The sequence below is a fragment of the Paenibacillus cellulosilyticus genome (assembly GCF_003182255.1).
Lineage (GTDB): Bacteria > Bacillota > Bacilli > Paenibacillales > Paenibacillaceae > Paenibacillus_T > Paenibacillus_T cellulosilyticus.
In genome coordinates this window covers 121670-140316 of record NZ_QGTQ01000003.1, presented here as the reverse complement: position 1 = coordinate 140316, position 18647 = coordinate 121670, and the positions used below count along the sequence as shown (strand labels likewise).

Genomic DNA, 18647 nt, shown 5'->3' with positions numbered 1-18647 from the left:
CCTTCAATTCACGCGGCGATTACTCCGTCAATCGTACGCCCGTCTCTTGATGGAAGAAGTGCGCCTTCGACAGATCGAGCTCTACCTTTACTTTCTCATTCTCATTGAACCGATTGTCCGGGTCGACCCGGGCGATGAGCGGTTTCTCCTGTCCGATATCCAAGTACAGGAACCGGTCAGCTCCCATCAGCTCATTGTCTCGATAGATACCGGTAATAATCGTCTCTGAGAACAGCCCTTCCAGCTTCACGTTCTCCGGCCTAATTCCAAGTATAATAGACTTGTTTACTTGGTTATTAGACCGCAAAATATACTCCTCTGCTTCATTCACCTTGAGCTGAAATCGATTGGTCTGAAATTCTAATCGCCCGATAGGCGTTTCAACAATGCGGCCTTGAATGAAATTGATCGGCGGCGAGCCGATAAACCCCGCCACGAACATATTCGCAGGCTTAGAATAGACGCGCTCCGGCGTATCGCACTGCTGGATGATGCCGCCCTTCATGACCACGATTCGGTCGGCCATCGTCATCGCTTCGATTTGATCATGCGTCACGTAGATGAACGTCGTACCAAGCTTTTTATGAAGCTTCGTAATTTCCATCCTCATCGTCACTCTAAGCTTCGCATCAAGATTCGAGAGCGGCTCGTCCATCAAGAACAGCTTCGGGTTACGAACGATCGCTCGTCCCAGCGCAACGCGCTGCCGCTGACCACCGGACAGATCCTTCGGCTTGCGGTGCAAATACGGTTCTATCTCCAGCACGCGGCTCGCCTGCTTAACAGCCAGATCGATCTCATGCTTCGGCAGCTTCCGCATCCGAAGACCAAATGCAATATTCTCGTATACGCTTAAGTTCGGGTACAGCGCGTAGTTTTGGAACACCATCGAGATATCTCGATCCTTCGGCGGCAGCTTGTTCACCAGCTGATCGTCGATAAAAATCTCGCCCTCCGTCACTTCCTCCAGACCTGCAATCATTCGCAACGTTGTAGATTTGCCACAGCCGGAAGGGCCAACGAATACGATGAACTCTTTATCCTTGATCTCCAGCTCAAAATCGGATACAACCGCCTGCTTCTCCTTGCCATATCGCTTGTACAGATGCTGGATGCGAACACCTGCCATCATGTATCCCCCATTTCGTCCATCAAAAAGAGGATATCCGCGCTTTCACCAGATATCCCCCATTGGAACGGTAGAATGTATGCAATTCGTTATTTAATCGTCTTTGCTCAGTTAAGTACGGCTGCTCGGCCTTGTAATGCTAGGGCAAGCGCTTCATCTGCGCGATTCAGGTCATCCTCACTTAGCCGCACATGCCAGCTCTTAACCGCTTCTGTAATATGCTCCGGCTTGGAAGCGCCGAGAATAGCTGATGTAATGCCCGGACGACTGAGCACCCACGACAGCGCATATTGTGCAGGCGCAAGGCCTTGTTCCTCCGCAAGCGGCCGAATCGCCTCTGCGACGGTGAGCGCATTCTTCTGCAGCAGCTGCTCAAGACGCTGCTCGCCTGCGGCTAGGCGCGAACCCTCCGGCGGTGCCTCTCCTGCACGATACTTGCCGGACAATATACCTCTGCCGAGTGGACTATACACGATGACGGCTACCTGCTCGGACTGTACGAATGGAATGATTTCCTGCTCAATCTCACGCGAGATGAGGCTGTACTCGGGCTGGAGACTTTCGAACCGTTCTAACCCATGCAAGGCGCTGATACCATGCGCTTTCGCTAGCTGCCAAGCCGCGAAGTTCGAAGCGCCGATATAGCGAACCTTGCCCTGACGGACCAGATCGTCCAGCGCACGAAGCGTTTCCTCCAACGGCGTATTCGGGTCGAACCGATGTACCTGATACAAATCGAGATAATCCGTTTGAAGCCGACGCAAGCTATCCTCTACCGCTTTGAAAATATGATACCGGCTCTGACCGCCGTCGTTCACGCCTTGTCCTACGCGCCCATGCACCTTCGTTGCCAATACGATATCCTGCCGTCTTTCCTTCAACAATCGGCCGAGAATTCGCTCCGATTCACCTTCACCATAAACATTCGCGGTGTCCACTAGATTAATGCCATTGTCCAGCGCCAAATCTAGAATCGTCGCAGACGCCTCTTCATCAATCCAACGCCCGAATGCCATCGTCCCCAAGCTTACCGCCGAAACCTTCAATCCTGTTCTGCCAAATTTGCGATATTCCATCTGTGTATCCTCCTATCATGGTCTTATCGATTTCATGAACAAATAACTAGCTTCGAGACCTCGTTATTTGCGCATGCCAAAAATAAAAACAAAAAGAGGCGCACAGCTATGGTTATTGCTAACCATGCCATACGCCTCCAGTTTACTAGCGAGCGCTTATGGATATTGTCAAGTTAATTCCTAGTATTCCCATGCGGTGTGTTAAATTTATCACAGTCCGTTAGGCTCGTCAACCAGCAATCACCGGCCATTTTCAAAAAAACAACTCGCTCATTTAAACAAAAAAGCAGCCCGCCGACTTACAACGGTGCTGCCTTCATGCTTCGGCACGACTGTCGATTCTAACAGCCAGCCTCTAATTGTCACAACCGATGTCGCGCAGCTGGTCTGTTCCTTATCGGAACGTCGCCCATAGCTTCAACAAATGGAACGTATTGTTCGGGTCGATTTTTTGACTCAGGATGAACGTAATAATTTGCTCCTCCTGTGTATCCGTCAAATTTTCCGATAGCGCTGCAGCAGCCGACTTGACCAGCTTGCGCACCTTTGCGCGGTCCTGAAGATCAAACTTGTTCACGTTCGCAAGCATTTGCTTCATCCGGTCCTTGACGACCGGGTTTTTCATTTTGAATTTAACCCGCTCGACCAAATCAGGCCGGATGCCGAATTTCTGATAGCTCATGGGAAACACCTCCAGCCGGCGGAACGGCAACCGACCGCCGTATGTGGCAATCGCTTATACATATGCCGTTCGTCCCCAGAAGTTGCCTCTCAAGGTGAAACGACTATCGCCATCCGTGCAACGGCGTAGTAGGCTTCATTCCGGAGAAATCGAAGCGAAGGCAGAACGCTTACCTACGCTTCGATTATTAATCGAGCTGCTCGCCTTGGAATAGAGGATCCTGCAGCAATCGACTGCGCATCGAAGCCCGCTCTGGATTCGTCCAGAAATCTTCTGCCCCGGCCAATTCAGCTGCATCGTCTCTAGCTTCCTCTAATACCTCGAAATCTGCGACCATATCAGCCAACTTGAAGTCAGGAACACCGCTCTGCTTCGTTCCGAAGAAATCACCAGGTCCACGCAGCTCAAGGTCCCGCCTTGCAACCTCGAAGCCATCATCCGTTTCGGTCATGACTTTCATCCGCTCGCGTCCATTCTCGGACTTCGGATCTGCTACTAGAATGCAATGCGACTGATGCTCACCGCGGCCCACACGGCCCCGCAGCTGGTGGAGCTGCGATAGTCCAAACCGCTCTGCGTCGATAATGACCATCACCGTTGCGTTCGGTACATCCACGCCGACCTCGACGACCGTCGTTGCGACCAGCACCTGCGTCTCGTTAGCGCCAAACGCCCCCATCGCCTCGTCCTTCTCTGCTGGCGTCATCCGCCCATGCAATAGGCCGACCTTCAGCTTCGGCAGCGACATCGCAATCGTTGCATGCATCTCAATCGCATTCTGAACGTCGAGCTTCTCTGATTCTTCTATTAGCGGACAGATGACATAGGCTTGACGGCCAAGCGCTACTTCACGTTCGATAAACTCGAACACACGCTCCATTGCCGAAGGCTTCGTCCAATGCGTCTTAATCGGCTTACGCCCCTTCGGCCGTTCCTTAATCGTAGAGACATCCATATCGCCGAATACTGTAATAGCCAGCGTACGCGGTATCGGCGTCGCCGTCATCGTCAGCACATCTGGGCTCCAGCCCTTCCTGCGAAGAATGCTTCGCTGATTCACTCCGAACCGGTGCTGTTCATCGGTAACGACAAGACCAAGCGAGCGGAACATGACATCATCTTGAATAAGGGCATGTGTACCAACCGCGATATGAATAAGTCCCATTTGCAAGCCTGCAATGACATCACGCCGGCGGCGAGCCGTTAAGCTGCCCGTCAACAGCGCAACCTCGATGCCTGTCCCTTCATACAACCGCTGCAGCGATCGCAGATGCTGCTCGGCTAGAATCTCGGTCGGCACCATCAGCGCCCCCTGATAACCAGCCTTCGCAACGGCATACAGCGCAGTCGCCGCGACTACCGTCTTACCGGAGCCGACATCACCCTGCAGCAGGCGGTTCATGCTGTGCTTTTGACGAAGATCCTGCGTAATCTCGTTAATAACCTTCTTCTGTGCATCCGTCAGCTCGAAAGGCAGCGTAGCTGCGAATTCTCGAATCGTTGCGCTGTCGATCGGAAACGCCATACCTTCCGAACGCGAACGCTGCAACGATCGATAGGCTTGCAGCTTCAGCTGGAACCAGAACAGCTCCTCGTAGACGAGCCGCTTCCGCGCGGCCTGCCCTTCCGCGGTCCCATCAGGATGATGAATGAGCATAATGGCTTCACGCAGCGGCATAAGCCGATGCTTCGCCACAATATCCGCAGGCAAGCTCTCCTCGATCAGATCGCCGAACTGCACGAGCGCTTGCCCGATCGTCTTGCGCATCCACGAGTTCGTCAATCCCCCGCCGACTGAATAGACCGGCTGCAGCGTTCCCGTTCGGGCTTTGCCGCGGTCTGGAAACTCGGAATCAGACACCGTCATTTGATGACGATGCGCTTCCCACTTGCCTGTAATCGTAATTTCGCGGCCAAGCGTCAGCTGATCCTGCAGGAAGGCCCGATTAAACCAAACCGCCTTTACGAGAAAATGCTCAACCTCAACCAGACACGTCAACCGCGCTTTGCCCCGGCCGAATCGTGCCAACAGTGGTACACTGCGTATAACGCCTTGAACCGTAACCTTCTCCCCGTCTTTGGCTTCCGCCAAATCCCGCAGCCGGTAATCCTCGTACCGGAACGGATAATAGTCCAGCAAATCGGCAACCGTACGGACGCCAAAGGCGTGAAGCTCGCCTTCCTTCTGCGCGCTCACGCCCTTAACTTGCCGGACCGGAATTTGATCCAGCTTCATTCCTCTCACACCCTATGCATAAAAAGACCTACTGTTCCCGGACCGGCATGCGTGCCGATAACAGGACCAAGCTCAAAATAAGTCGTACCCTGAACGTTGAAATGGGATTTCAACAGTTCATTCATCTCATGCGCGCCCTCGATCCGCTGTGCATAAGCGAACGTCACCGTAACGGGCTCCTGGCCGTTGAACTTCTGGCCCAGCAGCTCCATAATACGGAGCATCGCTTTCTTCTGCCCACGCACTTTATCAATCGAGGAAACAACGCCGTCCTCGTCGAGCGTCAAGATGGGCTTAATGTTAAGCAAGGAACCGATGACAGCCGAGGCTTTGCCAATACGGCCGCCTTTCTGCAAATATTCGAGCGTATCAACGAGAAAATAAATTTTCGTATCAGTGCGAAGCTGCTCAAGGACAGCAATTATCAGTTCCTTCGAGCTGCCTGCTGCAGCCATTTCCGCTGCTTTCAGTACGAGTACGCCAATCCCGATTGAGGCCGATTTGGAGTCAAACACCGTAATGCGCGACTCAGCGTCTTCGATCTCCACCATCGTACTGCCGATGACAGCAGATTGATAAGTACCACTTAATGAAGCGGATAAATGAATGGAAATAATGTGTGCATCCGGCGTTTCCGTCAGAATGCGTTCATACAGCTCTTTGAACGCATTCGTCGACGGCTGGGACGACTTTGGCAGTTGGTCCGATGCGGCCAGCTTCTTATAGAATTGGTCGGTCTCAATCGTTACGGCATCTAGAAACGTCTCGTCGCCAAATGAAAGCTGAAGCGGCACCATCTCGATCCCAAACTGCTTCCGTACATCAGCCGGCAAATCCGCCGTACTGTCCGTCACGATTCGAATCGTTGTCATACGCGCCTCCTCCTTCTACCTCTGATTAGTAGTGATTATAAGCGTAAGCTTCGCTGTTATTCAACTGCGAATACGTATGGATACAGCGGCTGGCCACCTTCGAGCACTTCTACTTCCACTTCCGGATGCTCTGTGTTCAGCCACTGCTTCAGCTGGCTCGTAACGCCAGCATCTGCATCCTCGCCTGTCAACACCGTGATCAGATCGCCACCCTCTTCAAGCATGCCGCCAAGCAATGTACGGCAAGCATCGCTCAAATCCGATGTCGATACGACGATCGCTTTCTCTTGTATACCGATGAAATCACCTTCGCGAATGGCAATACCGTCAATCGACGTATCGCGAACCGCTTGCGTAATTTGTCCCGAGCGAACCGATTCTGCTGCGCGCTTCATCAGCTCGCCATTGCGTTCGATCGACTCATCCTCACGGAACGCAAGTGCTGCAGCAAGCCCTTGTGGCACCGTGCGAGTCGGCAATACCGACACACTGCGTCCTGCGAGCTCTGCGGCCTGCTCGGCTGCGAGAATAATGTTGCCATTGTTCGGCAGCAGGAAAATATGCTCTGCTGGCAAAGCTTCAATCGCCTTCACGAAATCTTCCGTGCTCGGATTCATCGTTTGTCCGCCCGACAGTACAATGTCGACATTGTTATCGAGTAAAATTTCCGCGATACCTTCACCCATGGCAACGGCAATGATGCCGAATGGCGCATATTCGTGCACCTGCTCTGGTGATGTCGTCTGCGGCGCAGCTCCACCTGTCAGCACTTCAGCAGCTGCAAGCGCTTCTGGACTTGGCAGCGAGTTAGGCTCACCATGCCCTTCATCTTCCAGCAGGTCGCGATGCTGCTCCCGCATGTTTAATATATGAATATCGATTAATTCGCCGAATGGCAGTGCGAGATTCAGCACATCGCCAGGCTTGCGAGAATGAACGTGCACCTTAATAACATCATCGCTTTCGATGACAAGGATGGAGTCGCCATCCTTCGCGAGCGCTTCCTTGAAGCGTTGCTCGTTGAATACCGGTGCATTCTTCGCAGCCTTATTACGATCGATAAAAAATTCCATGTCATATAAGAACTCAATGTCTTCCGTCGCCAAACGCGCTTGCGCGGAATGTCCCGGACGACCGGCTACTGCGCTGCGAAGACGATCAGCCATGCCAACATCCTCAGGCAATGCCGCTTCAGTAACTGCTGTTGCTTCCGATGCTTCCTGCTGCGGCGCATCCAATGCGGACAATACGCGTGCGAAACCCTCGTATATATAAACAAGACCTTGACCGCCGGAATCGACGACGCCAACCTGCTTCAATACCGGCAGTTGTTCCGGTGTGCGCTGCAGTGCCTCATTCGCTTTCTCATACACTTCACGCATGAGCTCGTCCGCAGTACCGATGCGACGAGATATCGTGACAGCATGCTTCGCCGCTTCGCGGGCAACGGTAAGAATTGTACCCTCAACCGGCTTTACAACAGCCTTATAGGCCATATCAACGCCGTATTGCAGCGCAGCAGCCAGTTGTACCGGACCTGCTTCCTCCAACGTTGCGAGAGACTTCGCAAAACCTCTAAACAGCTGTGACAAAATAACGCCCGAATTGCCCCGTGCACCCATCAGCAATCCTTTGGATAACGCTTCGACGACCTTCCCTAGATGTGGAGAGGTTTTACCTTGCAGCTCCTTCATCCCAGATGTCATCGTCAAATTCATATTCGTACCCGTATCGCCGTCTGGTACTGGAAAAACATTCAACGCGTTCACGCGCTCAGCGTTGTGATTTAATTGATCAGCCCCGGCAGCAGCCATTCGGGCAAAATCGATTCCATTAATCGTGCGCTTGCTCAACGACTATTCCCCTTCCTAACTACTTAAGTATCCGCACGCCCTGTACAAATATTTGTACTTGATCAACCTCAAGTCCGATCACATCATTGAGCACATATTTGACCTTCGTTTGAATATTATGCGCAACCTCGGATATTTTGGTTCCATAGCTCACGATTATATGCAAGTCGATGTTTAAGCGATCCTGCTCGTTCCGCACTTCGACACCGCGGGACAAATTATCTCGTCCCAGCAGCTCGGATATTCCATCCTTCAATTGCTTGCGGGATGCCATACCGACAAGACCGTAGCATTCCAATGCCGCGGAACCTGCAATAACGGCAATGCATTCATCAGTAATCAACACTTTTCCAAGTTCAGTGCTAAGCTGCAGTGGCATGGAAACTCGCTCCTTTTCCTCATGTATCTCTATTGTGGACTTTTCAACATTGTACTATAAAGAATACAGATATAGAAGCGTACACCACTTCATCTTTCAATAGATGTAAACGCATCCAAACCTAGACAGACCTGTGCCCTGGCTCAGACCGCTTTACACGTTCACACATTTGACCCATTGGCCCCAGAAACTTAATAAATGGGCGTAAAACAAAGTGTTAACGACATTCTACAATGTTTTTCGACATTCGGCTAGCTCAAATGCAATAGAATGGCTGTTTTTCGCTTCCTATCTTAAGAATGGCACTTTATTTGCTCATGAATCCGATGTCAGCGCCCCCTCAGGACTAGACAAGGAAAAGGAAATTGTGATACGATACTTGGGTATGTTTATATGCCGCTTCCTCTGGAAGTCGCAGTATTCGATGACGTATATCAAGGTATTTTCAGCGGATGCTTTCCATGCTGTTCTGCTCTGCCTCATGTGGGCGGATGCTTGCGAAGCCGTATGCTCCGCTTCAATTAAGGAGGTGTATCCATGTCTCGCAAATGTGCAATCACTGGCAAATCGCCAAGCACGGGCAACCACGTATCCCATGCTAACAACAAAAACCGCCGCTCTTGGGGCGTAAACGTACAAAAAGTGCGCATCCTCGTCGACGGCAAACCGAAACGCGTATGGGTGAGCGCTCGCGCGCTGAAATCCGGCAAAGTAACTCGCGTATAATAAGGTCTGCGTTCTGCGCAACCAACGAAAGACCGCGTCCTACGGATGCGGTCTTTTTGTTATTTGTATTTATAAGTTCTGAGAAGAATATCACCTATCACAGTTTTATTCTTTTCGTATTAGCACTCTGTCACGCAACAAAAGTAAGCTTTGCCCGTAGGGCATGCGAGTCCTAACATCTATGTATGCGAGCGCATCTCTGCCTATCTCACGTCTTCCCTTCCGGGGTCCAGGGGACGGGAGTCCCATGGGGTCCTCCCTAGCAGGGAGGATTTAGGTGGGTAGAAATTGCATGCGGCGCTAGAGGGCATGTTCCGAACATGCGTAGTGGAACATCCCTCGTGTACCATTCCACGATCGTACTATCGCCGAATCGGCCGCATTAGTTTTTTTGGAACGTATTCAAGATGGCCTTGACGAAACCGCCCAAAAATTTCGGCAGCTTGATCGTGTAAAATTTCATGCTCCATCCCTCCCCAAAGCGCGCTCATCGAAATGTGGTACTGACTGCCTACATGAATGCTGCACGAACCTGCAAACCCCAGTGCATCTCAAGAGCCTTCGTTCATGTAACCATCCTATGCATGATCAAGTCGTCCTATTCCAGAGCGGACATGAGGCTAGCCGGTTGCCGGCAGCGGGTTATCTTGAATATACATGACAAAAGCAATAATGACAGTCAGAACTAAATACCATATAATCGACAAGCTGACGAACCAAATTCGCGGTCCTACCCGATCCAGCTTGCCGAACATTTTGATCCCGACAATAAGCGCCAGCAGTGAGAACAAATATTTGATCGGGCCGCCAATCGAAGCGAACAGACTCAAGCAAAGTCCGCAGACGAAACTAAATACAATAACGATCAGCACCGTGCGCGGTTTGCGCTCATCCTCATCAAGGTCAACGTCAATGACAGGCTTCACACGTTTACTCATGCCCATCACCGCAGCGATGCGACTGCCGCAGCGCGATCAGCCGATCCGTATACATAGTTGCCTGCAACAAGCACATTCGCGCCTGCTTCACGCACGATTGCCGCCGTCTCAGCATTAATGCCGCCATCTACTTGTACGTGCATACGCTCAAGTCCACGTTCTTGCAGCATCGTGCGCAACTGACGAAGACGAGCAGCCGATTGCGGAATAAACGATTGACCGCCGAAGCCTGGATTAACCGTCATGAGAAGAACGAGATCTACGTCCTCCAGCACCGGTTCAACGGCCGATACAGGTGTTCCTGGGTTAATCGCAACGCCTGCTGGCAAGCCATGCTCCTTGATCAGGTGGATAACGCGATGCAGGTGAACGCATGCCTCTGCATGTACCGTAATCCGATCTGCACCAGCCTTCACGAAGGCCGGGATGTACAGCTCTGGCTTCTCGATCATCAGATGTACATCGAATGGGAGCTTCGTATACTTACGAATCGAATCAACAACAATCGGACCAAACGTCATGTTTGGCACGAAGTGACCATCCATAATGTCGATATGAATCCAATCCCCGCCGGCTTGCTCAGCTGCCAGTACGTCCTCTCCCAGTTTCGAAAAATCAGCCGATAAAATCGACGGTGCAATAATAGTCATACGTTAGTACCTCCGCTTTTTCTCTTTCATCTCTTCCATGAACGTTATATAGTGAGCGTGCCGCCCTGCATCCACCGTGCCTTCAGCCAACCCCTCTAGGACGGCGCAGCCCGGCTCATGCACATGCGTACAGCCTCTGAACTTGCAAGATGGTGACAGCTCTCGCATCTCGCGGAAGCAATAGCCTAAATCTTCAATTCCAAGCTCCTGAAAATCAAGCTGGCTAAAGCCAGGCGTATCTGCCACGAAACCGTTATGCCCAATATCAATAAGCTCAACATGTCGAGTCGTATGCTTACCTCGTCCGAGCCGATCACTTATCGCATTCGTCTCAAGCGATAAGCCTGGAACAAGCGCATTCAGCATGGAGGACTTGCCCACGCCCGATTGCCCAGCGAATACAGACAAGCTTCCATTAAGCTTGTCGCGCAGTTGATCGAAGCCTTCCGAGCGGCTGGCGCTCGTCAAGAATACTTCATAGCCAAGCGGTTCATAAACGTTCTTAACGCGCTGCAGCGCCTCTCGGGCAGATTCGCCCAGCTTGCCCTCCGCTTCCGTCAAATCGCTTTTACTTAAACAGATCACGGTGTCCAGACCCGCATGCTCAATATGTACGAGGAACTTGTCCAGCAGCTGAAAGCTCAGCTCCGGCTCCGTGACTGAAAACACAAGTACGGCAAGCTCGATATTCGCCACAGGAGGGCGAATTAACTCCGACTCTCGCGGCAGGATTTCTTCAACCGTTCCTTCTCCATTATCCGTCATGGAATAATGAACGCGGTCCCCGACGAGCGGCGACACGCCACGCTTCTTAAAAACACCACGCGCCCGGCATTGTACACGTTCAGCCTGCACATCGGCAGGCTGAACGTAGTAGTAGCCGGCAAGCGCTTTGACAATCGTGCCTTGCAGCTCTTTATTATTAGTCATGTTGATGGGTATCCTCATCCCCGCCATCTGGCGAGCTGTTGTCAGTTGTCTGCTGATCATTCGTTGTTGCGGTGGCATCGTCAGTTCCTACCGTACCTGTGGTTGGCTCCGACGGCTGCTGCTCAGTCTCCGTTTGCCCTTGACCTGGTATCGTCTGGTCAATCGGAGCTGAATTGTCCTCATATGTGACCGGGAACGAATCAACGAGCTGATTATCACGCATAACGGTTACGGTAGCATCCTTATTCGGCGCTACGATAACCTTTACGGAGAAGCGCTGCGTATCTTTAATTTTGCGCGTGCCCCAAGCTTTATTCTCACCCGTTGCGTCGGAGTACGTAATTTTGATCTCGCTTGTCGTACCTGCCTGCGCCGGCGAAATAAGAAGGTTGAGCGTCCGTTCAATTGCGTCCTTCGGCAAGCCCGAGCTTACTGTAATCGAAACCTCGGCGCCTTTGCCGACCTCTTCGCCCGCTTGATAAGGGAACTGGCCAATAACGGTGCCTTCTGGCTCGTAGCTCTCTTCTCTTACGATATTATCATCCGACAGTTTCAGGCCTTTCTGGCTCAGAAGCACCTTCGCTTCTGCTTCCTTCTTGCCTACCAGCTGCGGCATTTCGACTGTTTCCTGACCTTTACTTACCGTGAAATGCACGGTTTCCGTCTTCGGATCGAATTGCGCATTTGCTTCTGGCGTCTGTGCTAGGATCGTGCCCGGCTCTTGGTCGCTGAATTCCTGTGTCGTCGTAACACGTGTATCTTCGATGCCTAGTGCTGCCAGGTCCTCTTTCGCATTCGCGATCGGTTGACCGACGTAATTGCTCATCGTCGAAAGCTCGCTGCCTTTGCTGACGTATAGCTTAATGTACGCGCCTTCCTTAACCTTCATGTTCATCTTGGATTGATCATATACGTACCCTTCGGCAACATCATCCGAATACTCGTATATAACGGGTTCCTCGATCATCAAGCCTTGTTCTTCGAGCTTCAGCTTGGCTTCTTCCAATGTCATATTAATGACAGACGGAACTTGAACCTCAGGCACGTCAAGACTGTTCGTAACAGATCTCACCGCAAAGTAGAGACCAGCGATAATGATGAGCGTGGCGATGATCAACGTCACGGGACGCTTCCACCATGGCTTGCGTTTCGCATCCTCCTCCCACTCAATCTGCTGCGTGCCATGAAGGGTCGCACCAGCAGGTGTGCGTTCTTGAGAGGACTGTACAGAGCGATCGTCGATGCGCCCCGCCGATGCTGTCTGACGAATAGCAGGCATGACGCGCGTCTCGTCCAAATCATCCGCGATTGCTGTAAATACTGCCTTCGGCTCATGCAGGCGCTCTGGCAGCAAACATGTTTCCAGATCACGCAGCATATCGCCAGCTGACGCATAACGTTCGGACGGATTTTTGCGCATGGCGCGCAAAATGACGTTCTCAACGCTTTGTGGAATAAGCGAATTAAGCGCCCGCGGCTCCACGAACGTCTCCTGCAGATGCTTAAGCGCAACACTGATCGGGCTTTCGCCATGGAATGGCAGCTTGCCAGTCAGCATTTGGTACAGCACAATACCTAAGGAATAAAGATCGGATTTCTCTCCTGTGCTTGTCCCTTTCGCATGCTCCGGCGAGAAATAATGCACGGAGCCAACTACAGAACCGGTCTGCGTAATAGTCGATGCGGTCACAGCGCGTGCGATGCCGAAATCGGTCACCTTCACTCTGCCGTTATTGCCAATTAATATATTATGAGGCTTAATATCACGATGAATAATTTGATTCTGATGCGCACTAACGAGCGCATCACAGATTTGCGCAGCAATATGTACCGCTTCCTCTGGCTGCAAGGGAGCGCGTTCATGAATGATCTCGTTCAAATTGCTGCCTTCTACATATTCCATAACAATGAAGTGAACATCGTCTTCCCGTCCAACATCATAAATGCTCACAACATTCGGATGCGACAGAGATGCCGCTGATTGCGCTTCTCGACGGAACCGTCGAATAAACTCTTCGTCATGCACGAATTGCTGACGAAGCACCTTAACTGCAACCTTACGGTTAAGCAGCACGTCATGGGCTTTGTACACGAGCGCCATGCCGCCGCCGCCGATCCGAGAAATAATTTCGTAACGTCCTCCAAGCTCATGTCCGATCAATGTTCGACACTCCCCTCGATTCTGTTGGCGTCACCCTGCAAGAGCACAACGGTAATATTATCATCGCCGCCTGCATGCAGCGCCAGCGAAACGAGACGTTCCGCCTTTCCGTCAAGATCCAAGGTTTCCGTACGCAGTGTCTCCAGCATGAGATCATGGCCAACCATGTCGGTTAACCCGTCGCTGCACAGCAAGAGAATGTCTGATGGCGCAAAAGAATAGACCGACACATCGGCGCTTACCTCAGGATCTGTGCCAACAGCGCGCATGATCACATTGCGGCGAGGATGCACAGCAGCTTCCTCGGGTGTAATCTGCCCGGACTTCACAAGTTCATTGACCAGCGTATGATCGTCTGTAAGCTGTACGAGTCCTTCTGCATTTGCTTTATATACACGGCTGTCGCCAACATGGGCAATAACCGCCCGTTCACCCTCAACGAGAGTGATAATAACTGTTGTTCCCATATTGCTATATTGCTCATTGCTCGAAGCTGTCGTATACACAACTTCGTTTGCCTGCTTAACCGCTGACTGGAGCATTGCTTCGCATTCCTCGTCCGTCATTCCAGCTGCCGCGTTGCTGATCGATGCTTGAAGCGAATCAACCGTCATGCGGCTGGCCACCTCGCCTGCGAGATGACCTCCCATTCCGTCAGCAACGACTGCAGCAACTATGCCAGAAGGCAGCTGCACAGCCCAATGACTGTCCTCATTTACTTGTCGGACGCGTCCAATATCCGTACGGCTAGCAATTATCAATCCGGATCACCTCGCAGTGGATTCCATATGCTTCGCCCGCAGCTGGCCGCATGCAGCCGCGATATCGTGGCCCTGCTCCCTGCGAATCGTCGCATTAATTTTGTTCCTTTCGAGAATGCGCTGGAATTCAAAAATATCGTCGCGCGGAGTACGCACATAGTTGCGCTCAGGCACGTGGTTAACCGGAATCAGGTTAACGTGGCACAGCATGCCCTGCAGCACCTGCGCAAGCTCTTCTGCATGCTCAGGGCGGTCATTAACGCCACCGATCAATGCATATTCAAACGTAATGCGTCGACCCGTCTTCGCAATGTAGTAGCGAAGCGACTCCATCACATCGTTGAACGGGAAACGACGGTTAACCGGCATCAGCTTCGAACGAAGCGCATCGTTCGGCGCATGGATCGAAATCGCCAGGTTAATCTGCGTGTTCTCATCCGCGAAACGATAAATGTTCGGCACGATGCCACTAGTCGAGACTGTAATGTGGCGCTGACCAATGTTGAGCCCCTTCTCATGAATCATAATACGCAGGAAATTCATCGTTGCGTCGTAATTTTCGAACGGCTCGCCTATTCCCATAATTACAATACTCGATATACGCTCATTAGTTGCATCAAGCAGCTGCTGCGCCCATACAACTTGTGCGACAATCTCACCCGCTGTCAGGTCCCGCTTCAGGCCGCCAAGCGTCGAGGCACAGAACGTACAGCCGACACGGCAGCCGACCTGCGTCGTAACGCAAATGCTGTTGCCGTAGTTATGCCGCATAACAACGGTCTCGATTGCGTGGTTGTCATGGAGATTGAACAGAAATTTGACTGTTCCATCCTTCGACTCGAACTTCGTAATTTCGGTAAGCGTAACGAAACCAAACTGCGAGACGAGTTTGTCGCGCAGCGACTTCGGCAGGTTCGACATCTCCTCGAAGCTCCGTACGCGTTTGACATACAACCAGTCAAACAATTGTCCAGCACGAAAGGCTGGTTCGCCGTTGTCCTTCATCCATTGCTGCAGCTCTTCGAGCGTATAGTCATATATGGCAGGCTTTTCCGGCAGAGTAATTTTTTTTGCCATTTAGTTATCACACCTACGTCTAAAATAAGACGGACGCGTCATATACGCATCCGCTGATGATTTATTTTACCACAAACACCTATCGCAGACCACAAAGGCCCAGCTAGGCCCGTCTGCGGAGCGTTGCTATATAAAAACCGTCGCTTCCTACGTGGCTTGGCAGCAGTTGAACATCGCCGCGGAAGTCAGCTCCGACAGCCCCTGCCTCGCGCAGCGAAGCAAGCAGTTCATCCGGCCAATTCGTATCCAGTTCATAGTCGGCATGCTGCTTAAGGAAACGCTCAATTTGTTTCTCATTCTCGTCTCGCTCGATCGTACATGTACTGTATACGAGACGACCACCTGGCTTAACCAAGCTTGCAACAGAATCAATCAGCTGATGTTGAATCGAAGCAATCGCCGCAATATCATCCTCTGACTTCGTCCATTTGATCTCTGGCTTTCGAGCGATTACGCCTAGACCAGAGCATGGTGCGTCCAACAGCACGATATCGAAGCTCGATGGCGCGAATCGGCTGCCCAGCTCCGCTGCATCTCCTGTAACGGCCTCAATGCAGCTCAGTCCAAGCCGTTGCGCCTGCTGCTCCACTAGAGCCCGCTTATGTGGATGCAAATCATTCGCGATCACACGTCCCTCGTTGCGCATCAGTTCAGCCAGATGCGTCGACTTGCCGCCTGGCGCAGCACAGCAGTCGAGCACCGTCATGCCTGGTGCCGGCTGAGCCGCCTGAGCGACGAGCATCGAGCTCTCGTCCTGTACCGTCCAGCGGCCATCGCGGAAACCAATCGTGTCCGCGAGGCTGCCGCCTCTTCGAGCGACGACGCCGTAAGGAGACAGCGTCGAAGCTTCCGCCTCGATGCCAGCGTCTGCGAGCATCGAGATCGCATTGTCGCGCGTCCCGCGAAGCGGATTGACGCGAATGCTGGCGCGCGGCGGCTCATTGCCAGCCGCGCAGATGCTCTCCGCCGCCGCTTCGCCATAGGCGGCGATCCAGCGGGCAGCGAGCCACTCGGGATACGAGTGGCGGAGCGCGATGCGGCGGGCCGGGCTAAGCCCTCGCTGGCCGGCCGCCGCTTCCGACGACAACTCCTCGCGGCGCCGGATTAGGTTGCGAAGCATTCCGTTCACCATGCCGGAAATACCGGCATGTCCACGGCGCTTCGCGATCGTGACCGCTTCGTTCACCGCTGCGTGTGCGGGCACGCGATCAAGGAACAAAATCTGATAAGCGCTAAGCCGAAGCAGCTGCAGCACCCATGGCTCCAGCTTCGCGAGCCCCTTCGATGCCAGCTCAGCGAGTGCATAGTCAAGCGACAACTTACGTTGAATCGTCCCATATACAAGCTCCGTTGCAAGTCCAGCATCAGGACGAGACAGCTCTGCATGCTGCAGTGCCGTATTCAGCACAAGGTTGCTGAACGCCTGCTCTCGCTCTACCTTAATAAGTACGTCGAGCGCTACTTCGCGAGCTGTAGCAGGACGACGTTTAGCTGTTGCACCACCGTTGCCAGCAGCCCCATTCGGCCTAGAGCCTGGCTTCTGACCGGACCCCTTGCCTCCTGCTGTACGAGGCTTCGCATTTAATTTATTCGCAGGGCGATTGCCGTTTCCGACTGTGCTGCCGCCCGTTTTAGCATTATTCATTGCCCGTCACCGCCGAACTGCTGTCCACGTTCAAGACGTGCACCTTTCAACCATTCCGCCGCGGGCATCGTACGTTTGCCGGCTGGCTGAATATCAAGCAGGCGGAGTGTACCTGTGCCAGTCTGAACGACGATACCTTCCGCATCAGCTGACAGCACCGTACCCGGCGCCTGTGCACCGTTTTCTGCAGACTCAGCACGCTCTACGACGCAGCGCCACACCTTGAACGGCTCACCATTCCAAAGCGTGAAGGCGCCTGCCATCGGCGACAAGCCGCGTACTTGATCGAACAGCTGACGTGCGCTGCGGGACCAATCGATCCGTTCATCCTCACGCGTCAAGTTTGGAGCATAAGTCGCTTCCTCGTGCACCTGCGGAACTGCCGTAACATTGCCTGCTTCGATCTGAGGCAGCGTGCGTGCGAGCAGATCCGCACCTGCGATGCTTAACTTCTCGAATAACGTTCCGGATGTATCCGTATCTTCAATTGGCACCTCAATGCGGCTAATCATATCGCCAGTATCAAGACCTTCAGCCATGTACATGATGGTAACGCCCGTTACGCGTTCACCATTAATAATGGAACGCTGAATGGGTGCGCCTCCGCGATATTTCGGCAGCAACGAGCCGTGTACGTTAATACAGCCCAGACGAGGTACTTCGAGTACAGCACGGGGCAGGATCTGACCATATGCAGCCGTTACGATTAAGTCCGGCTTCAGCGATTCAACTAGCTTGATTGCTTCCTCGCTGCGCATACGTTCAGGCTGATGAACGGGAATACCGTGGTTGATTGCAGCCGCTTTCACAGGCGGCGGCGTCAGCTCACGTTTTCTGCCCTTCGGACGATCTGGCTGCGTGAAGACGGCGACCACCTCATGGCCGCCCTCCAGCACGCGTTCAAGCGAAGAGACCGCAAATGATGGCGTCCCCATAAACACGATTTTCATGTAAGGCTCACTCTCCGTCCTTGCGCCGGCGCTGCTGCTGTTGCTTCGTGATGTCGAATACGTTCTCTGCAATATCGGTGAACAGAATACCGTTCAAGTGATCGATTTCGTGTTGGAACGCACGAGCCAGATAGCCAACAGCGTCAACCTCGAACGGATTGCCGTTGCGGTCTTGGCCTGCTACAACGACACGGTTGAAGCGGCTCACATCGCCATTCAGGTTCGGAATACTGAGGCAGCCTTCTGGACCGTATTGATCACCCTCACTATGGGTGATCACAGGGTTCACCATCTCAATCAGACCGCGCTCATCGCCAACATCGACAACAATGACACGCTTAGAGATGCCAACTTGAGGCGCAGCAAGGCCAACGCCCTCTGCGTCATACATCGTTGCTGCCATATCGGTAAGCAGCTTATGCAGATTCGGCGTGAATTTCGTTACTTCCTTCGCAACCTCACGCAGAACTGGATCTGGATCTTTCACAATAATACGAATTGCCATGAAGTTTCCCTTCTTTCTTAGATGATTAATTAATTTCGATAGGATGAATAAGTACGGCGCAATCGCCGCCTAGCTGG

18 protein-coding genes are annotated in these 18647 nt (G+C 52.6%); 1 reads left to right on the top strand and 17 read right to left on the bottom strand.

The window, feature by feature from the left end; genetic code table 11:
* Positions 1 to 19: 19 nt before the first annotated feature.
* The 7 genes from DFQ01_RS05730 to DFQ01_RS05700 form a co-directional block, all read right to left on the bottom strand.
* Positions 20 to 1129 carry an ABC transporter ATP-binding protein gene (locus DFQ01_RS05730; RefSeq protein ID WP_110042925.1) on the bottom strand — a complete coding sequence of 370 codons (1110 nt, stop codon included), beginning with the start codon at positions 1127 to 1129 and terminating at the stop codon, positions 20 to 22.
* 107 nt (positions 1130 to 1236) lie between these two features.
* The gene (locus tag DFQ01_RS05725; RefSeq protein ID WP_110042924.1) at positions 1237 to 2205 is read right to left on the bottom strand and encodes an aldo/keto reductase; all 969 of its coding nucleotides are present in this window, start codon (positions 2203 to 2205) and stop codon (positions 1237 to 1239) included.
* A gap of 394 nt (positions 2206 to 2599) precedes the next feature.
* On the bottom strand, positions 2600 to 2887 hold the full coding sequence (locus tag DFQ01_RS05720) for a stage VI sporulation protein F (RefSeq protein ID WP_110042923.1): 288 nt from the start codon (positions 2885 to 2887) through the stop codon (positions 2600 to 2602).
* A 187-nt stretch (positions 2888 to 3074) separates the two neighbouring features.
* On the bottom strand, positions 3075 to 5123 hold the full coding sequence (gene recG / locus DFQ01_RS05715) for an ATP-dependent DNA helicase RecG (RefSeq protein ID WP_110042922.1): 2049 nt from the start codon (positions 5121 to 5123) through the stop codon (positions 3075 to 3077).
* 5 nt (positions 5124 to 5128) lie between these two features.
* Positions 5129 to 5995 (bottom strand): DegV family protein, encoded by an 867-nt coding sequence (locus DFQ01_RS05710; protein WP_110042921.1) that lies wholly within the window; start codon positions 5993 to 5995, stop codon positions 5129 to 5131.
* A gap of 56 nt (positions 5996 to 6051) precedes the next feature.
* The gene (locus DFQ01_RS05705; RefSeq protein ID WP_110043265.1) at positions 6052 to 7809 is read right to left on the bottom strand and encodes a DAK2 domain-containing protein; all 1758 of its coding nucleotides are present in this window, start codon (positions 7807 to 7809) and stop codon (positions 6052 to 6054) included.
* A gap of 58 nt (positions 7810 to 7867) precedes the next feature.
* Positions 7868 to 8227, bottom strand: coding sequence for an Asp23/Gls24 family envelope stress response protein (locus DFQ01_RS05700; RefSeq protein WP_110042920.1), 360 nt, complete (start codon positions 8225 to 8227; stop codon positions 7868 to 7870).
* Positions 8228 to 8764: 537 nt separating this feature from the next.
* Here DFQ01_RS05700 and rpmB point away from each other — a divergent pair.
* Positions 8765 to 8953 (top strand): 50S ribosomal protein L28, encoded by a 189-nt coding sequence (rpmB, locus tag DFQ01_RS05695; protein WP_110042919.1) that lies wholly within the window; start codon positions 8765 to 8767, stop codon positions 8951 to 8953.
* Between the two features lie 382 nt (positions 8954 to 9335).
* Here rpmB and spoVM read toward each other — a convergent pair whose 3' ends face one another.
* The 10 genes from spoVM to def form a co-directional block, all read right to left on the bottom strand.
* On the bottom strand, positions 9336 to 9416 hold the full coding sequence (spoVM, locus tag DFQ01_RS05690) for a stage V sporulation protein SpoVM (protein WP_010345573.1): 81 nt from the start codon (positions 9414 to 9416) through the stop codon (positions 9336 to 9338).
* 157 nt (positions 9417 to 9573) lie between these two features.
* A complete protein-coding gene (locus DFQ01_RS05685) occupies positions 9574 to 9891 on the bottom strand; it encodes a hypothetical protein (RefSeq protein ID WP_245946553.1) in 318 nt (105 codons plus the stop codon).
* A gap of 5 nt (positions 9892 to 9896) precedes the next feature.
* Complete coding sequence (gene rpe / locus DFQ01_RS05680; protein ID WP_110042918.1) at positions 9897 to 10541, bottom strand: ribulose-phosphate 3-epimerase; 645 nt, start codon at positions 10539 to 10541, stop codon at positions 9897 to 9899.
* A gap of 3 nt (positions 10542 to 10544) precedes the next feature.
* Entirely contained in the window at positions 10545 to 11471 is a 927-nt protein-coding gene (rsgA, locus tag DFQ01_RS05675) for a ribosome small subunit-dependent GTPase A (RefSeq protein ID WP_110042917.1), read from the bottom strand.
* Positions 11464 to 13632 (bottom strand): Stk1 family PASTA domain-containing Ser/Thr kinase, encoded by a 2169-nt coding sequence (gene pknB, locus DFQ01_RS05670; protein ID WP_110042916.1) that lies wholly within the window; start codon positions 13630 to 13632, stop codon positions 11464 to 11466. The genes rsgA and pknB overlap by 8 nt, the downstream gene beginning before the upstream one ends.
* Positions 13629 to 14393 carry a Stp1/IreP family PP2C-type Ser/Thr phosphatase gene (locus DFQ01_RS05665; protein ID WP_110042915.1) on the bottom strand — a complete coding sequence of 255 codons (765 nt, stop codon included), beginning with the start codon at positions 14391 to 14393 and terminating at the stop codon, positions 13629 to 13631. Before DFQ01_RS05665 ends, pknB begins: the two co-directional genes overlap by 4 nt.
* Positions 14394 to 14399: 6 nt before the next feature.
* Complete coding sequence (rlmN, locus tag DFQ01_RS05660) at positions 14400 to 15470, bottom strand: dual-specificity RNA methyltransferase RlmN (protein WP_110042914.1); 1071 nt, start codon at positions 15468 to 15470, stop codon at positions 14400 to 14402.
* A 103-nt stretch (positions 15471 to 15573) separates the two neighbouring features.
* The gene (gene rsmB, locus DFQ01_RS05655) at positions 15574 to 17115 is read right to left on the bottom strand and encodes a 16S rRNA (cytosine(967)-C(5))-methyltransferase RsmB (RefSeq protein WP_110042913.1); all 1542 of its coding nucleotides are present in this window, start codon (positions 17113 to 17115) and stop codon (positions 15574 to 15576) included.
* A complete protein-coding gene (gene fmt, locus DFQ01_RS05650; RefSeq protein WP_110042912.1) occupies positions 17112 to 18065 on the bottom strand; it encodes a methionyl-tRNA formyltransferase in 954 nt (317 codons plus the stop codon). The genes rsmB and fmt overlap by 4 nt, the downstream gene beginning before the upstream one ends.
* A 7-nt stretch (positions 18066 to 18072) precedes the next feature.
* Entirely contained in the window at positions 18073 to 18570 is a 498-nt protein-coding gene (gene def / locus DFQ01_RS05645; protein ID WP_110042911.1) for a peptide deformylase, read from the bottom strand.
* Positions 18571 to 18647: the final 77 nt, after the last annotated feature.

Coding starts and splice junctions, on each gene's coding strand:
- DFQ01_RS05705 (WP_110043265.1), bottom strand. CDS start 7,809: ATGGCTGCTGCCGGGGCTGATCAATTAAATCACAACGCTGAGCGCGTG.
- rlmN (WP_110042914.1), bottom strand. CDS start 15,470: ATGGCAAAAAAAATTACTCTGCCGGAAAAGCCTGCCATATATGACTAT.
- recG (WP_110042922.1), bottom strand. CDS start 5,123: ATGAAGCTGGATCAAATTCCGGTCCGGCAAGTTAAGGGCGTGAGCGCG.
- rpmB (WP_110042919.1), top strand. CDS start 8,765: ATGTCTCGCAAATGTGCAATCACTGGCAAATCGCCAAGCACGGGCAAC.
- fmt (WP_110042912.1), bottom strand. CDS start 18,065: ATGAAAATCGTGTTTATGGGGACGCCATCATTTGCGGTCTCTTCGCTT.
- DFQ01_RS05720 (WP_110042923.1), bottom strand. CDS start 2,887: ATGAGCTATCAGAAATTCGGCATCCGGCCTGATTTGGTCGAGCGGGTT.
- rsmB (WP_110042913.1), bottom strand. CDS start 17,115: ATGAATAATGCTAAAACGGGCGGCAGCACAGTCGGAAACGGCAATCGC.
- def (WP_110042911.1), bottom strand. CDS start 18,570: ATGGCAATTCGTATTATTGTGAAAGATCCAGATCCAGTTCTGCGTGAG.
- spoVM (WP_010345573.1), bottom strand. CDS start 9,416: ATGAAATTTTACACGATCAAGCTGCCGAAATTTTTGGGCGGTTTCGTC.
- rsgA (WP_110042917.1), bottom strand. CDS start 11,471: ATGACTAATAATAAAGAGCTGCAAGGCACGATTGTCAAAGCGCTTGCC.
- DFQ01_RS05725 (WP_110042924.1), bottom strand. CDS start 2,205: ATGGAATATCGCAAATTTGGCAGAACAGGATTGAAGGTTTCGGCGGTA.
- DFQ01_RS05730 (WP_110042925.1), bottom strand. CDS start 1,129: ATGGCAGGTGTTCGCATCCAGCATCTGTACAAGCGATATGGCAAGGAG.
- rpe (WP_110042918.1), bottom strand. CDS start 10,541: ATGACTATTATTGCACCGTCGATTTTATCGGCTGATTTTTCGAAACTG.
- DFQ01_RS05700 (WP_110042920.1), bottom strand. CDS start 8,227: ATGCCACTGCAGCTTAGCACTGAACTTGGAAAAGTGTTGATTACTGAT.
- DFQ01_RS05685 (WP_245946553.1), bottom strand. CDS start 9,891: ATGAGTAAACGTGTGAAGCCTGTCATTGACGTTGACCTTGATGAGGAT.
- DFQ01_RS05710 (WP_110042921.1), bottom strand. CDS start 5,995: ATGACAACGATTCGAATCGTGACGGACAGTACGGCGGATTTGCCGGCT.